Raw genomic sequence first — 14453 nt, forward strand, 5'->3', positions numbered from 1 at the left:
GCCGTGAGAACGACAGCAACGTCGTGCTCGGCGCCGACCCGGCAGACTGTCCTCCGTGAGCAGGAGCCGACGACCCCGGCAGCCGTACCGGCCGACGATGGTGTGGACCGCCGTGCGCGGCGGGGTGCGCGGTCGCGAGCGCCTGACGCCCGTCGTCGACTACCTCGCGGTGCTGCTGATCCTGCTCGCGCTGTGCGGCGGCGCGGTGGCGTTCGCGGTGTGGCTCCTGCGGAACGACGAGGGGTTCGCGGCCGCCCTGATCGGCATCGTCGCCCTCGCCTTCGGCGGCGGGCTGCTGGCGTACGTGCGCGGGCCGTCGAAGCACGCGGTCGTGCTGCGGCCGCACGAGGTCGAGCTGCCGGTGGGCCGCGCGGAGGTGGTCCGGGTCGTCGTGCGGTGGGACGACGTCGCGCGCGTCCACGTCGTCCCGGGCGAGGGGCGCCCGTCGCTCCGCGTCGAGCTGTGCGACGGCGCGCGGTCGCGCCACGCGGAGGGCGAGGACCTGCTCCAGGGCCGGCCCGCGCACGGGCCGGACCCCGACCCCGTGGTCGTGACGGACCCAGAGGCGGTCGCGCGCGTCCTGCGGCACCTGCTCGACCACCCGGAGGACCGCGCGCGCCTCGCCCAGCGCGGCGGGCTCGGGATCGTCCTGGCCTTCGTCCGCCCGGTGTACGGCGAGCCGCCCGCCTGACCCAGCCGCGCGACGTCGGGCAGCCTGGCCGTCCCGCCCACAGCCCGTCGGCGCGCGGCGCGCCCCTCCCCGCGGGGCAGGCCGAGCACGACCCTGCGCGCGGTCGAGCACGACCTTGTCGTCGGCATCCCTCCCATGGCGACAGCAACGTCGTGCTCGGCGCACCGGGAGTGTCCGGCGGACCGGGAGTGTCCGGCGGACGGGGGGTGTCCGTCGGGCTCAGGGTGGCCCGGGGACGACGACGGCCCGGGCCCGCTCCTGGAGGGAGCGGGTCCGGGCCTTCGCCGGTCGGACGTGCTGGTGGGACGGGTGCTGTCAGCGGCGACCGATGTCGGACAGCTGGGCCGCCGTGATGACGAGGTCCCGCTCGGCGTCGTCGAGGACGCCGTCGAGGACGAGGTCCTCGGTCACGAGGCTCACGTGGTCGACGAACTCGCGGTGCGTCGCGTACTCGTCGTTCTCGGCGACGTGGTCGTTGACCGTGCAGCCGGTGCCGTCGTCGTAGTTCTGCACCGTGCTGTCGTGGCCGTCGATGATGACGGTCGGACGGATGTCCGACCCGACGCAGCGGTCGCGCACGAGCTTGAGGACCGTGAAGGTCACCTCGCCGCTCGTGACGTTGCCGACGCCGTCGACCGCGCGGTAGCGGACCACGTGCTGGCCGTCGGCCGCGAACGCGACCGGGGCCGCGTAGCGCTGCCACGCGCCGTCGTTGGCCTGGAACTCGATGCGGTCCACGCCGGACTCCTCGTCGACCGCCGTGAGGGTGACGCGCGCGCTCGCGACGAAGTCGCCGTCGCGCGTGCGGCTGCCGCTGACGCCCGCCGTGACGACGGGGCCGTCGGTGTCGCCGCCGGGCTCCTCGCCGCCCGCGATGACGAACGTGACCGTCTTCGGGGCGGACACGTTGCCCGCGACGTCCGTCGCGCGGTAGGTCACCGTGTGCGACCCGGGGGTCCGCACGGAGATCTGCTTGGCGTACGGGGTCCACTCGCCGCCGTCGAGCTGGTACTCGACCGACGCGACGCCGGAGTCCGCGTCCTTCGCGAGGAGACGCACGAACACGTTGTCGAGGTACTCGCCGGCCTCGTTCTTGTCGCCGCCCATGACGCGGTGGTCGACGGTCGGGGCGACGGTGTCGCCGCCCTGGCCCGCGACGACGTCGAACGTGACGGTCGCCGGCTCGCTGACGTTCCCCGCGACGTCGGTCGCGCGGTAGGCGAGCGTGTGGCGGCCGGGCTCGTCGACGACGACGGCCCCGGTGTACTCGGTCCAGCCCGTGCCGTCGAGGTCGTACTCGACGGTCGCGACGCCCGAGCCGTCGTCCGTGGCGGTGAGCAGCACGGACGCGGAGCCGACGTAGGCGCCGTCCTCGTCCTGCTGGCCGCTGAGCTCGGTCGCGACGATCGGGGCCGTCGTGTCCTCCTCGGCCTCCGCCACGACGACGAACTCGGTGACGGTCTCCTCGGAGACGTTGCCCGCGACGTCGGTGGCCCGGTAGACGAGCGTGTGCTCGCCGGGTTCGTCGACGACGACCGGCTCGGTGTACGGCTGCCAGCCGGCGCCGTCGAGGTCGTACTCGACGCTCTCCACGCCGGACGCGTCGTCCGTCGCGGTGAGCGTCGCCGTGGCGGACCCGACGAACGCGCCGTTGCCGTCCTGCGTGCCGGTGACCTCGGCGGTGACGGTCGGCGCGGTCGTGTCGTCCTCGCCGCCGCCGGCGACGACGGTGAACGTCACGGAGCCGACCTCGGACACGTTGCCCGCGACGTCGGTCGCCCGGAACGACACGGTGTGCTCGCCGACCTCGGTGAACGGCACCGTGGTCGTGTACGGGAGCCACGCGCCGCCGTCGACCTGGTACTCGACGGACGCGACGCCCGAGCCCTCGTCCGTGGCGTGGAGCATGAACGCGGCCGTGCCGACGTAGGCGCCGGACTCGTCCTGCTGCCCCATGACCATGGGCTCGACGACCGGGGCGGTCGTGTCCTCCTCGACGTCGCCCTCGACGACGGTGAAGGTCGCGGTCTGCGCCTCGGACGTGTTGCCCGCGGCGTCGGTCGCGCGGAACTGGAGCGTGTGCGTGCCGACGGCGTCGACGACGAACGGCTCCGTGTAGGCCTGCCAGCCCGCGCCGTCGAGGTCGTACTCGACCCCGGCCACGCCGGAGTCGTCGTCGGTCGCGTCGAGCGTCACGGTCGCGCCGCCCACGTAGGCGCCGTCGCCGTCCTGCTCGCCCGTGACGAGCGCGGTCACGGACGGGGCCGTGGTGTCCTCGCCGCCGGTGCCGCCGTCGGTCACGACGAGCTCGCCCCACATCTCGCCGTGCCCGGGGATCGCGCAGAAGTAGCGGTACTTGCCCGGGGTGAAGGTGACCTGGGCCTCGTGCCGCCCGCCGTTCGCGTCGAACGGGCTCGCGAGGATGTTGAGGTTCACGTCGTGGTTGTAGCCGGGCGACGACGTGTCGAACGTGAGCGTGTGGCTCATTCCGAACGTGCTGCCGGTCGCCATGCTGTTCTCGAACACGATCGTGGCGGGACCCGCCTCGGCCGTGGCGGGGAAGGCCTTGTAGTCGGTCACGCTGTTGTCCGCGGTCCACGTGAGGACCTGCTCGGCCGCGACGGTGGCGTCGGCGACGGAGAAGACGGACGACGGCGCTGCCGTCCCTGCGGGGGACGCGGACGCCGGCGCGACGGTGAGGACCGTCGTCGCGGTGAGCCCGGCGACCGTGGCGGCGAGGAACCGCCGCGCGCCGCGGCGGCGGACGCCGCCGGGACTGGTACGTCGTTCCATGAGGGTGCACTCCTCGGGGGGTGTCTCGGGAAGGTTCTGGGGGTGGTTCTGGGGGCTCTGCCGGGTACGGGCGGGGACGGCCTGGCCGGCCGCCCCCGCCCGGCGGTGCTACAGGTCCGCGACCCGGATGTCGCGGAACTCGATGAGGTCCGCGTTCCCGTGGTTCTGGAGCCCGATGAACCCGCTGTCGAACTGGCGCAGGTCGGTCGGCGGGTCACCGGCACGGGACGACTGCTGTCCCGGGGTGTTCTCCCACTCGTTGATGACGACGCCGTTGCGGATGATCGTGTACTGCTGGCCGACCACCCGGATCTCGTACTCGTTCCACTCGCCCTTCGGCTTCTCGCCGCCGGTGTTCAGGCCGAGCGGGTCGAAGTTGTAGACCGAGCCGGTCTTCTGCGGCTCGCCCGTCGGACCGTCGTAGATCTGGATCTCGTGACCGCACGAGATCGCGACCCACGCGGGCGACTGGTTGGCCGCGCACGGCACGTCGCCCGGGTCGTTCGGGTTCGGGAACCGGGTGAACACGCCCGTGTTGGCGTAGTGGTCGCCCTCGGAGACGTCGCGGTACAGGAGCTTCACGGAGAAGTCCCCGAGCTCCTCGCCCGCGTACCAGAGCATCCCGAGGCCGCCGCTCGACTTCAGCGAACCGCCCGGCTCGAGCGTGAACTTGCCGCTCGGTGCCTGGAACCAGTCGTACAGCGACTCCTGCGTGCCGTCGAAGATCGTGCGGTACCCGCCCGGGTCCACGCCGATCTGGGACCGCGCCGCGGCGTCGACGAGGCGAGCACGCTCGCGCTCGTCGATGCGGCTGTCGTCGTACAGGCTCTTCGCGACCGACTCGACGTGCGCCAGGAACCGGGCGTGGGTGCGCCACTCCTTCTCGTCCTGGAACAGGTCGTTCATCGTGCAGGCGCCGAGGTCGAGGTTCTCGACCGTGGAGTCGACGTCGCCGAAGAACACGGTCTCGCGCTCGTCGGGCAGGGTGCACGACGGCGAGCCGTCGGTCGTGACGGTGGCCGTCGAGCCGTCCGCGTACGTGACGGTGAGCTTGGCCTCGTAGGTCCCGATGCGGGGGTACTTGTGCTTCGGGTTGGCCTGGCGCGAGGTCTTGCCGTCGCCGAACTCCCACAGGTAGGAGACGCCGCCGGACCGCGCACCCGTGAACTGCACCGTGAGCGGGTCGCCCTGGATGCTCGTCGCGGACGCGGCCGGGGCCGGGGTCGGGGCCCCGCCCTGGTACGTGATCCGCATGAGCTTCTGGTTCGGGTCGAGGCTGAAGAAGCCGCCCGCGTAGTCGACCAGGTACAGCGCGCCGTCCGGACCGAACTTCGCGTCCATCCAGCTCTGGAGCAGCCCGTCACCGCGGCCGCCCGGGATGATCTGGCGGAGGTCCTCCATGAACACGGGGGCGTCCAGGTTCTCCGGGTCGACCGTCACCGCGACGCGGTTGTTCGAGTTCGACTGGTCGCCGATGAACCACTTGCCCTCCCAGTACGACGGCCACGCGACGTCGGACTCGGGGTCGACCTGCGACTGGCGGTACGTCGGACCGGACATGACGGCCTGGCCGCCGCCCCGCAGCCACGGGATGGTGTAGGTCGCCTCGTCGTCCTCGTACGTCGGGATGCCGTTGCCGCGGTCCGGGAAGACCGGCCCGCCGCCCGAGGGCGAGTACCAGATCATGTTGTTCCGTACCGGCGGGAGGTCCACGAGGCCCGTGTTGCGGGGCGACGTGTTCTTCGGGTTGTCGCAGTCGTACCAGCCGGTGAGGACGCTCGCGTCCTCGTTGCTCCGGTCGCGGTACGGCTGCTTGTTGCCCATGCAGTAGGGCCAGCCCTGGTTGCCCGCGGACGTGATGATCGTCGCGGTCTCGTACTTCGCCGGGCCGAGCTCGGGGCTCGGGCTGCCGGCGTCCGGGCCCACCCAGGCCGCCGTCAGCCAGTCGGTGTCGGGGTCGATCTGGAGGCGCGAGATGTTGCGCACGCCCATGACGTAGATCTCCGGGCGCGTCTTGTCCGCGGGGTACTCGCCCACCGGGAACAGGTTGTCGTCGGGGATCGTGTACGTGCCGTCGTCCTCGGGGTGGATCCGCAGGATCTTGCCGTTGAGGTCGTTCGTGTTGCCCGACGTGCGGCGCGCGTCCTGGAAGCTGATGCCCGCGAACTCCTGCGTCCAGTTGTTGCCGGAGTACCCGTTCGACCCGCCGGACGAGTTGTTGTCGCCCGAGCCGATGTAGAGGTTGCCCTCGCTGTCGAACGCCATGCCGCCGCCCGCGTGGCAGCAGCTGTGGATCTGCGTCTCCCACTCGAGCAGGTCGACGCGCGTGCTCTGGTCGATCGTCGGCGTCTCGGGGTCGTAGGTGAACCGCGAGACGGTCCGGTAGCCGACGCGACGCTCGCGGTCGATGTTCTCGTGCGGCATCCAGTACACGTAGAGCCAGTGGTTGGTCGCGAAGTCGGGGTCGGGCACGATGCCGAGCAGCCCCTCCTCGTTCTTCACCAGCTCGTCGCCGCTGCCGCGGTTGCCCATGACGTCGAGCGTCGTGAGCAGCTTCGCCTCACCCGTCTCCGGGTCCCACTGGTGGATCGTGCCGCAGCCGAGGCCCACGTTCGGGTCGCTCCACGGGACGATCGGGCCGGTCGGGCAGGCGCCGCGGCCGATGTAGAAGACTGTGCCGTCGGGCGCGATCGTCAGACCGTGCTGCTCGCCGTTCTGGTCGAGCGTGCCGGCCGTGTTCACCTGGGACAGGCGCTCGGCCTTGTAGTTCGACGCGATGGTCGCCTGGCAGTCGCCGCGCACCACGCCCGTCGTCCACTGGAGCGCACCGAGCAGGTGCTCGCGGAACGTCGCGTCCGCCCAGCTCTCGGGCGTGCCGCCCATGCCGGTGAAGAACGACCGGCCGCCGTCGTAGTCGCGGCACCACGAGACGGGCTGGAACGGGTTGGTCGTCGGGCCGGCGTCGGGGCCGGGCTCGAGCGTCGCGACCGTGTGCACGTCACCGGTCGGGTCGTCGGCCCATTCGAGCCACCGGTCCTCGCGGTCCCACGTGAGCGGGAGGTCCGCCGTCGCGGGGTGCTGGCGGTCGACCAGGTCGACCGTGCGCTCCTCGAGCGGGATCTCCGGGTCGGGCTGCTCGACGGAGTCGGGGCCGTAGATCGAGAGCTCCGCGAGCTGGACCTCGGCGTCGCCGGAGTTCGCGGTGACGTCCAGCCGGTACCAGCCGTACGCGGTCTCGTTCGCGACGTCGAACGTGCGCGGCTGGAAGCGCTGCGGGAAGTCCTCGTCGGCGCGCGTGTCGAGGTCGACCCACGTCTGCCCGTCGGTCGAGCCCTGGAGCTTCCAGTTCTTCGGGTCGCGGCCCGCGGAGTCGTTCGCCGACGTGATGCCGTACTTCACCACCGCGACGGGCTGCTCCATGCGCAGCGTGAGCTGGCCCGTGCGGGCGAACGTCAGCCACTTGGTGTTGGGGTCGCCGTCGACGGCCTTGGCCGGCGTCTCGGCGGCCGGGCTGCGGCCGGTGCCGGTCGCCTCGGCGACCTTCTCCGCCGTCATGGTCGCGCCCTTGATCCGGGCGCCGACGAGGCCCTCGAACCACTTCGAGGCCTCCTGCGAGCGCGCGGCGTCGCGCACGCCGAGGAAGCCGCCGCCGCCGTTGATGTACGCCTGGAGCGCGGCCTCCTGCTCGCCGCTCAGCTCGATGCCCTCCGCGGAGAGCATGACGACGCCGCGGTACTCGCCGAGCGTCGCCGCGCTGATCATCTCCGGGTCGGACGTCGCCTCGACCTCGAAGCCGTTGGCGGCCCCGATCTCGGTGAGCGCCGCCGTCGCGTCGACGACGGGGTCGGTCTGCTCGTCGGGCGCGCCGTGGAACACGAGCACGCGCACGGGCGCGGCTGCGGCGGCCGGCGCGGCGGCGACGGACCCCGCCGCGAGGGACCCGCCCGCGCTGATCGCGGTGGTCGGTGCGGTGGCGCCGGTCTGGGCCGCCGCCGGGAGGACGGCGGCGCCCGCGACGAGCGCGACGCCCGTCAGGCCGACGGTCAGGGCCCGTAGTGCCCCCGGTCGGGAGCGCCCCCTCGTGGGGGGTGTCGATGGTCTGGAAAGCACTCTCCAACTCCTTCGTCATCGGTGCGACGCCCCCGGACGGACCGGGAGCGGGTCCTGCTGGTGCGGGACGGGCCGGCGGCCCGTCCCACCTCACCGGCGGACGGTCAGTGGCCGGCGTGCCCCGTGAGGTCGACGACGGCCGGCCCGGAGCCACCGCCGGCCGGACCGCCGGGGGCGGTGGCCGGGGCGCTCGTCGTCGCGGCGGCGCCGGACGGCGCGGCCCCGGACGGGGCCGACATGGTGTGGCTGCCGTGACCCTGGAAGCGGTCGATCGACTCCTGGGCGCCCGGCGGCATCGAGCCGTCGGCGTTGCGCACGAGGAAGATGCCCGCCATGCCGCCGTCGGAGTGGAACTGGACGTGGCAGTGGTACATCCACGCACCGGGTCCGACACCGAGCCCGGCGACGACCTGGAACCCGAAAGCGTCGCCCGGGTTGAGGTCCCGGTTGTCGACGACCTGGCTCGGGTCGTACTGGTCCGCGAGCAGGCCGGTGCGGTTGTTCGCCCAGCGGTGCGCGTGGAGGTGGAAGGTGTGGAGCTGGTTGCCGTGGCCGATGCAGATGAACTCGACGCGCTCGCCGAGCTTCGCCTCGAACATCGGCGTGTCCGGCGCGACCTTGTTGTTGATGGTCATGTCGTTGAAGACCATCGTGAACTGCTTCTGCGGCAGCACGTCGCCGACCCGGCGCACGACGAGCGCGCCGTAGAGGCCCGCGGCGAGGCCCTGCGTCCCGTGCTCGCCCCACGCGTGGTCGTGGTAGTGCCAGTACCCCGCGCTGCCGGGCATCCAGATGCCGCGGTCGCGCGCCATCTTGACCGTCGACCACGTGTACGTCCGCGTCTCGCCCGGCTCGTTGAACGAGTTGTTGAACGTGCTGCCGTCGCTGTTGACGTCGTAGTTCACGCCGTGCGGGTGGATCGACAGGCGCTTGTCCGTCGTGTTGACGAGCGTGATCTCGAGGGTCTCGCCCTCCCACATCTCGAGGATGGGCCCGGGGACGGTCGCCTTGCCGCGCTCGAGCCCGTAGCCGACGAGCGTGTCGGAGATCCGCTCGGCGTACATGGTGATCTTGCGGACGCCGGTGGCTGCGGTGACGGTCGTCGCGGCGGCGGCGGGGGGCGCCGCGGCGACGCTGCCGCCGGCTCCGAGCAGGAGCGCGGCGGCGGGGCTGGCAGCGACGACGCCGGCCCCGGCGAGCAGGGCCCGCCTCGAGAGCGGCCTCGGCGCCGTCTCGGTCGTCGGGTCGGGCATGGGGGACTCCTTCCGGGCGTACGGGGTCGTCCGGGCGGTCCGTGGCGCGCCGGACCGGCGGGACGGCGGTCGCCGCCCCGCGTGCCGGCGCGCTCGGGCGCGCGGAGGCTCCCCGAGGTGGTGCGGGGGACTCTGAGCAGCAGGACTGGGTGGTGCGGGGGTGTCCCGCGGTCGCAGAAGGTCGAGAGGGTGCTCGGTCGTGCGGGGCTCGACCCGGGCCGGTGGGAGACCGGCCGTGGGGCGAGGTCCGGGGCCGCCATGGCCCCCGCCGGGGTGCGCGTCGGTGCGTACCGTCCGGCTGTCGGTCCGGACGACGGGCTCCCCTGCGCCGACGTCCGGCCCCCTGGTCGGTTCCAGGGGCAACGAGGTTCATGACACCGCAGTCAGTGCATGGATGTCAACAGGTAGGCGAAAGTTGTGTCGACAACAAGCAAAAGTCCACGGCCGATCGACACTTGTCTCCGGAGCGGCCCTGGACGGGGCTCGGACACGCCCCGGACGGGTGTGCGACACGGCGTCGTGGTGGAGTGACCGCGTGACTCGCGACCTCCCCGCGTGGTCCGTCCGGGAGTCGGCCCTCGACGTCGACGACCCGGCCACGGCCGCGTCCCTCCTGTCCCTCGCCAACGGGTACGTCGGCGTCCGCGGCACGCTCGACGAGGCGGACCCCGACGACGACCCCTCGACCCTCGTCGCCTCCGTGCACGAGGAGTTCGAGCAGACCTACGCGGAACGCGCGTACGCCTACCCCGAGGTCGAGGAGCGCCTCGTGCCGGTCGTCGACGCGTGGCGGCTCGGCTGGTCCGTGGACGGGGAGCCGGTCGACGTCCGGACCGCCGACCCCGCGGGTCCCGACGGGACGGTCGAGGCGCACGAGCGCGTGCTCGACCTGCGCCGGGGCGTGCTGCGGCGCGAGCTGCGCTGGACCGCGCCGTCGGGCGGGAGCGTCACCCTGCACAACGAGCGGCTCGTCCCGCTCACCCGGCGCGAGGTCGTCGCGTCGCGCTGGCGCGTGCACGCGCACGGCGACGTCACCGTCACCCTGCGCCCGGTGCCCGGCTGCGCCCACGGCGGGCAGGACCCCGGCCGCGAGGCGCCCGGGCTGGTCACCGTCTCGTGCCGGCACGACGCCGAGGGGTCGTCGGTGCGCCAGCGCACCGTGCGCTCGGAGCGCGGCGTCGCGGCCGAGACCGCGCACCTCGTCGACGCCGCGGACGGCGTCCGCCCGCGCTGGCACCACCGCGGCGGCGCCGCCGTCCTCACCGTGGACCTGCGCGCCGACGAGTGGCTGGAGGTCGTCGTCCTCGCCGCGTACGCAGGCGGCGCCGACGCCGACGCGCTCCCCGCGCACGCGCACACCGTGCTCGCCGCGGCCGTCGACGCGGGCTGGGACGCGCTCGAGCGCGAGCAGGCCGACGCCCTCGCCGCGGTCTGGGACCGGGGCGACGTCGAGCTCGACGGCGACGACGAGATGCAGCAGGCCCTGCGGCACAGCCTGTTCCAGGTGGTCCAGGCGTCGGCGCGGGTCAAGGGCGTGGGCGTGCGGGCGAAGGGCCTCACGGGCACCGGCTACGCGGGCCACGCCTTCTGGGACTCGGACACGTTCGTACTCCCCGTGCTGGACCACGTGCTGCCCGACGCCGCGGCCGCGCACCTGCGCTGGCGGCACACCACCCTCCCCCACGCGTGCGAGCGGGCCGCCGAGCTCGGCCTGCCCGGCGCGGCGTTCCCGTGGCGCACGATCAGCGGCCGCGAGTCGTCGGGCTACTGGCCCGCGAGCACCGCCGCGTTCCACGTCTCGTCGGCCGTCGCGCTCGCCGCCGTGCGGCACGTCGCCGCCACGCACGACGACGAGCTCGCCCGGGACGTCGTCGTCGACCTCGTGGTGCAGACCGCGCGGCTGTGGGCCGGGCGCGGCCACCACACCGCCGCCGGCTTCCGCATCGACGGCGTGACCGGGCCCGACGAGTACACCGCCGTCGTGGACAACAACACGTACACGAACCTCATGGCGCGCAAGAACCTGCGCGCGGCCGACGAGCTGTGCGAGCGGTTCCCGGAGCAGGCGGCGCGGCTGGACGTGACCCCGGACGAGCGCGCGGAGTGGCGGCGCGCGGCGGACCGGATGGTCGTCCCGTACAACGCGCAGCTCGGCGTGACGGAGCAGTCGCAGGACTTCACGCGGCACGCCCCCTGGGACTTCGAGTCGCGGGGCACCGCGCGGTTCCCGCTCGACGACCACGTGCACTACGTCGAGCTGTACCGGCGGCAGGTCGTCAAGCAGGCCGACCTCGTGCTCGCCCTGCACGCCGCGCCCGAGGAGTTCACGCCCGAGCAGCGCCGCCGCGACTTCGACTACTACGAGCCGCTGACCGTCCGCGACTCGTCGCTCTCGGCGCCCGTGCAGGCGGTCGTCGCCGCGGAGATCGGCTACGTCGACCTCGCGTACGACTACGCGCGCGAGTGCGCGCTCCTCGACCTGTGCGACCTGCGCGGCTCGACCGACGGCGGGCTGCACGTCGCGTCGCTCGCGGGCGCCTGGACCGCCGTCGTCACGGGCATCGTGGGGCTGCGGCACGACGACGACGGGCTCCGCCTCGCCCCCCGGCTCCCGTCCCGGCTCACGCGGCTCGCGCTCGCCGTCCACCACGGCGACGCCCGGGCGCGCGTCGAGGTCCGGCCCGACGGCGTCACGTACCGCCTCGAGTCCGGCGAGCGGCTGCGGGTCGTGCACGGCGACGAGCCGTTCGAGCTCACGCCCGAGCACGCGGTCTTCGAGCGGCCCCTGCTCGCCGGGACCCAGGACCCGCCGCCCGCGCAGCCGCCCGGCCGCGCGCCGCTCTTCGCCACCTCGTAGGTGGACGTACCCGCGACGGGCCCGGTGGGCCGTGCGCGGGTTCCCTACGTCGGCAGCCGCTCCTGCTCGCCGCGCGCGCCGCGGAGCCCGGCGGCTCCCGGACCGGTCCCGCCAGGCGGGGCGAGGCGCCCGGCACGCCGGTGCGCGGCCCGGTACTGCGAGGGCGCGAGGCCGTACTCCGCGGCGAACGCCTGCCGCAGCGCCTCCGCGGACCTCAGCCCGCACTCGCGGGCGACGGTGGTGACCGGGCGGTCGGTCGACGCGAGCAGGTGGGCCGCCGCCTCGGTCCGGGCTCGCCGGACGTACCGCGCCGGCGTGCGGCCGAGGTGCCGGACGAACAGGCGCGTGAGCTGGCGCTGGCTCACGCCCGCGTGGGCGGCGAGGGCGGGGAGCGAGAGGTCTCCGTCGAGCCGCGCGGCGACGAGGTCGACCACGGCCCGGACGCATGCGTCCCGTACCTGAGGGGCCGCCGTGAAGACGCTCATCTGGGCCTGGTTCCCCGGACGCTGGAGGTACGTCACGAGCGCGCGGGCCACCCTGCGGGCGAGCTCCGGACCGTTGTCCTCCTCGACCAGCGCGAGCGTGAGGTCGAGCGCGCTCGTCACGCCCGCCGACGTGTAGACGTTGTCGTCGCGCACGTAGATGGGCGCCGGGTCGACGCGGACGGCGGGGTACTCCTGCGCGAGCCGGTCGGCGTAGCGCCAGTGCGTGGTGGCACGACGCCCGTCGAGGAGACCCGTCGCCGCGAGGACGGTCGCGCCCGTGCAGACCGACGCGACCCTGCGACTCAGGGCGGCCACCCGGCGCACGTGCGCGACGACGAGCGGGTCGGCACCGGCCTCCTCGTGGCCGAGCCCTCCGGTCACGACGACCGTGTCGACCGGCTCGACCCACCGCTGGAGGGAGCCGTGGCTCGCGAGCGTGAGGCCCGAGTCGCACGCGACGGGTCGCCCGCCCGGGGTCAGCAGCACCACCCGGTAGAGCGGCGCGGCGCCCACACGGTTCGCGAGGACGAGCGTCGAGGTCACGCACGCGATGTCCAGGAGCTCCGCGCCGGCGTAGCCGACGACCGCCACCAACCGCTCCGCCATGAGCCGTCACCCCCGGGTTCCCGACGTCCGGTCCACGGATCCGGACACCGTCCACGATACCCCCGGGGAGTACCGCAGCCCAGGGTGAGGCTGGTCCTCCCAGGAGAGCGCGGTCACCCGACCGCACCGCCACGAGAGTCGAGGACGTCATGAGCACTCCACGCACCGCCCGGCAGACCACCGGACCGCGCTCCGGAACCGCGCGGGGGACGAGCACCGGGACGAGCACCGCCCGGGCCGTCGTGGCCCGCTGGCCCGCCGCGCTCGGCCTCGGCGTCGCCGTCCTGCTGCTCGCGATCGGCGTGGCCGACCGCACCACCCTGGCGATCGGCGTGAGCGCGGCCGCGCTCTGCTACGTGGCCGCAGCAGCGCTCGGACGCCCCTGGGTCGCCTGGGTGAGCATCCTCGGCGCCTCGCTCGTCGTGGTCGCGAGCGAGGTGGCGGGCATCCCCTGGTGGGCCGGCATCGGGCTCACCGCGCTCGTGCTGCTCGGGATCGGTGTCGCGCGCGGCGCGGCACGACCGACGCTCCCCCAGGCGGCCGCACTTCTCGGCTACGGGTCCCTCGCTGTGGTGGCGCTCGCCGTCGACCCGGGCGTCGGTCTCGTCGTGGCAGGGCTGACCCTGGCCGGCCACGCCGCCTGGGACGTCGTCCACCGCCGGCGCGGCGAGGTCGTCCCCCGGCCGATGGCGGAGGCGTGCCTGTACTTCGACGTCGTCCTCGGCCTGGGCTGCCTCGCCCTCGCCGCCTTCCACTGAGACCCGAGGCGCGCCGTCAGCCCGCGAGCGCCTCGCGCAGGGCCGCCGCGAACGCGGCGGGGTCGTTCGCGGGCGACCACTCGTTGACCATGAAGCCGCCGTGGTCGCCCGGGAACGTCACCGGCTCGACGCCCAGGAGGGCGGCGAGGGCCGCGCCGCCCCGCCACGCGAGCGTGCCCTCCCCGGCGGCGCTCACGGCCGGGACGATGCGGGTCGTCGCCGCGCGCAGGGCGTCGCCGTCGGGCGCCCACGACGGCATGGTGGCCAGGTTGAGGCCGAGGAGCAGGTCGTCGCGCGACCCGTCGTCCTCCGTCGGGAAGCCGAACATCGCCGGGTCGGGCGCCGAGCGGTCGAGGTAGTCCGCGGGCAGCGGCCCCACGTGGCTGACGAGCGCGACGAACTTCGCCATCGCAGGCCCGAAGCCCTCGCGGCGGTACGTCTCCACGATGTCCGCCTGCACCGCCGTCGCGGTCTCGGCGTCCTCCAGCAGCGGCGTGATGGGCGGCTCGTGCGCGACGAACGTCCGCACGTCCTCCGGGTGCCGCTCGATCCACGAGAGCCCGACGACGCCGCCCCCGCTCGACCCGAACACGTCCACCGGCCCCAGCCCGAGGGCGGCCACGACCTCGTGCAGGTCGTCCGCGTGCCGCTCGACCGACACCTCGCCGTCGGCGGCGAGCGTGCTGCGCTCCGTGCCGCGCGGGTCGTACGTGACGACCACCCGGTCGTCGATCAGGTCCACGAGCTGCCCGAACCCCGACGCCGCCATGGGCGAGCCCATGACGACGAGCGGCGGCAGGTCGCCCGGCGCCGCGGGGGTCCGGACGTCGTAGGCCAGGACGGCTCCCGGCACGTCCAGGGTGCGGCTCGTGGTGCGGGTCGTGGTCTCGCTCATGACGT

Annotated in this window: 8 protein-coding genes; 3 read left to right on the forward strand and 5 right to left on the reverse strand. The window is 73.9% G+C overall.

The features are described 5' to 3' along the window. Positions 1-55: 55 nt before the first annotated feature. Positions 56-691: a glycosyltransferase gene (locus RSE42_RS17375; RefSeq protein ID WP_415297359.1), complete on the forward strand. Its 636-nt coding sequence runs from the start codon at positions 56-58 to the stop codon at positions 689-691. Positions 692-1006: 315 nt separating this feature from the next. On the opposite strand, the gene RSE42_RS17380 is transcribed toward RSE42_RS17375, so the two are convergent. The 3 genes from RSE42_RS17380 to RSE42_RS17390 all read right to left on the reverse strand — a co-directional run bounded on the left by RSE42_RS17380 (position 1007) and on the right by RSE42_RS17390 (position 8847). Next, positions 1007-3484, reverse strand: a complete 2478-nt coding sequence (locus tag RSE42_RS17380; protein WP_415297360.1) for an OmpL47-type beta-barrel domain-containing protein — start codon at positions 3482-3484, stop codon at positions 1007-1009. Positions 3485-3592: 108 nt separating this feature from the next. After that, positions 3593-7594 (reverse strand): ThuA domain-containing protein, encoded by a 4002-nt coding sequence (locus tag RSE42_RS17385; RefSeq protein WP_415297362.1) that lies wholly within the window; start codon positions 7592-7594, stop codon positions 3593-3595. Between the two features lie 104 nt (positions 7595-7698). Beyond that, positions 7699-8847, reverse strand: coding sequence for a multicopper oxidase domain-containing protein (locus RSE42_RS17390; RefSeq protein WP_082774719.1), 1149 nt, complete (start codon positions 8845-8847; stop codon positions 7699-7701). 535 nt (positions 8848-9382) lie between these two features. Here RSE42_RS17390 and RSE42_RS17395 point away from each other — a divergent pair. After that, positions 9383-11704 (forward strand): glycoside hydrolase family 65 protein, encoded by a 2322-nt coding sequence (locus RSE42_RS17395; RefSeq protein ID WP_415297364.1) that lies wholly within the window; start codon positions 9383-9385, stop codon positions 11702-11704. Between the two features lie 44 nt (positions 11705-11748). On the opposite strand, the gene RSE42_RS17400 is transcribed toward RSE42_RS17395, so the two are convergent. Beyond that, the gene (locus RSE42_RS17400) at positions 11749-12795 is read right to left on the reverse strand and encodes a GlxA family transcriptional regulator (protein ID WP_076404360.1); all 1047 of its coding nucleotides are present in this window, start codon (positions 12793-12795) and stop codon (positions 11749-11751) included. Positions 12796-12944: 149 nt separating this feature from the next. Between RSE42_RS17400 and RSE42_RS17405 the strand changes: the two genes are divergently transcribed. Continuing rightward, on the forward strand, positions 12945-13553 hold the full coding sequence (locus RSE42_RS17405; RefSeq protein ID WP_415297366.1) for a hypothetical protein: 609 nt from the start codon (positions 12945-12947) through the stop codon (positions 13551-13553). Positions 13554-13569: 16 nt separating this feature from the next. Here the strand turns inward: RSE42_RS17405 and RSE42_RS17410 are convergent, their stop codons facing one another. Further along, a complete protein-coding gene (locus tag RSE42_RS17410; protein WP_415297368.1) occupies positions 13570-14448 on the reverse strand; it encodes an alpha/beta fold hydrolase in 879 nt (292 codons plus the stop codon). Positions 14449-14453 lie beyond the last annotated feature (5 nt).

The organism is Cellulosimicrobium sp. SJTW-1, from assembly GCF_047716875.1.
Lineage (GTDB): Bacteria > Actinomycetota > Actinomycetes > Actinomycetales > Cellulomonadaceae > Cellulosimicrobium > Cellulosimicrobium funkei.

What these genes read in the sequence shown, in the direction of transcription:
- RSE42_RS17380 (WP_415297360.1), bottom strand. Translation starts at nt 3,484, where the DNA reads ATGGAACGACGTACCAGTCCCGGCGGCGTCCGCCGCCGCGGCGCGCGG.
- RSE42_RS17390 (WP_082774719.1), bottom strand. Translation starts at nt 8,847, where the DNA reads ATGCCCGACCCGACGACCGAGACGGCGCCGAGGCCGCTCTCGAGGCGG.
- RSE42_RS17400 (WP_076404360.1), bottom strand. Translation starts at nt 12,795, where the DNA reads ATGGCGGAGCGGTTGGTGGCGGTCGTCGGCTACGCCGGCGCGGAGCTC.
- RSE42_RS17405 (WP_415297366.1), top strand. Translation starts at nt 12,945, where the DNA reads ATGAGCACTCCACGCACCGCCCGGCAGACCACCGGACCGCGCTCCGGA.
- RSE42_RS17410 (WP_415297368.1), bottom strand. Translation starts at nt 14,448, where the DNA reads ATGAGCGAGACCACGACCCGCACCACGAGCCGCACCCTGGACGTGCCG.